The 1,310-nt window shown below is 56.1% G+C and carries 1 protein-coding gene; it reads left to right on the top strand.

What is annotated here, in order from left to right; translation table 11 throughout:
- Window positions 1-210: 210 nt before the first annotated feature.
- A protein-coding gene (locus tag ACFCYN_RS25485; protein ID WP_375952986.1) for an IS3 family transposase occupies window positions 211-1,310 on the top strand; the annotation gives its coding sequence in 2 pieces (ribosomal slippage) (window positions 211-553 and window positions 553-1,310; 1,101 coding nt annotated over the 2 pieces). This gene is flagged as partial in the annotation.

Genomic DNA, 1,310 nt, shown 5'->3' on the forward strand with positions numbered 1-1,310 from the left:
CGGCGAACCGCTGGTTTACGGCAAGAGCGTCACCGACGGCTGCATCGGCTGGCAGGATACCGAAACCGTGCTGCGCGATCTGGCGGCGGCGGTGAAAGCGCGCCGCGGTTAATCGCGTAAAGAAGGGCTCGCCAGCGGGCCCTTTTCTATTTATCTTGACCCGTCCTGAATAGCGTTGACACATTTTACTCACGCACAGAGGAAAATGTGATGAACCAGTATATTAAACGCACACAACGCGATTACTCTCTATCCTTTAAACTGGCTGTCGTCGAACAGGTCGAAAAAGGCGAGATGACATACCGCCAGGCGCAAGATCGCTACGGTATCCAAGGCAGCCAGACTGTCATGAACTGGCTGCGCAAATACGGTCAACTTGACTGGCGAACTTCTCCTTCCACCAGAACGTGCGGAGACAACATGCCCAAACTCCCCCTGACGCCCGAACAGCGTATTAAAGAACTTGAGCAGCAACTGGCTGAATCTGAAGTCAAAGCCCAGTTCTTCGAAGCTGTCGTCAAAGTGATGAACACCGACGTTGGCGCCACGCTGACAAAAAAGCAGCTAACCGCCTTATCGCGCAAACACAAGTACCGGGACTCACAGTAACGCGGGCCTGCCGATGGATGGGCATCAGCCGACAAGCGTGGTATCAGTCCCTGCAGCGTGAAGCAGGCAAAGAGGAGCAGGCCCGGCATCTCGTCGAACAGGTGACGGCCATCCGCTTGCACCAACCCCGACTGGGGACACGTAAGCTGCATCACCTGTTGCGGCAACACCCCGAACCGGCGTTGCATGTGGGCCGTGACCGGTTGTTCAGTATCCTGCGCTGCGCGCGGTTACTGGTGATGCCTAAACGGGCGTATCACAAGACGACGCACAGCCATCATCGTTTTTATCGCCATCCCAACCTGCTAAAAGCGGGAGACAATCAAGTAATAGCCAGCCGTCCGGAACAGGTATGGGTGGCGGATATCACCTACCTGCCGCTGAGAACGGGGACGGCGTATGTCAGCCTGGTAACGGATGCCTGGTCGAGAAAAATCGTGGGATATCACGTGCATGACAGTCTGCATACCCGGCATGTCGCCTGCGCGTTCAAAATGGCACTGGCCGGCAGACGCACGGCGTTGCCGTTGGTGCATCACTCGGACAGGGGTATCCAGTACTGCTCGCAGGAATATCAGGCGTTACATCAGCAGTATGGCGTCATCTGCTCGATGACGGACGGGTATGACTGTTATCAGAACGCGCTGGCGGAACGGATAAACGGGATACTCAAAACGGAATACCTGCTCGGCAGGCCAGAA

Source organism: Gottfriedia sp. NPDC056225 (assembly GCF_042267765.1).
Taxonomy (GTDB): domain Bacteria; phylum Bacillota; class Bacilli; order Bacillales; family Bacillaceae_G; genus Gottfriedia.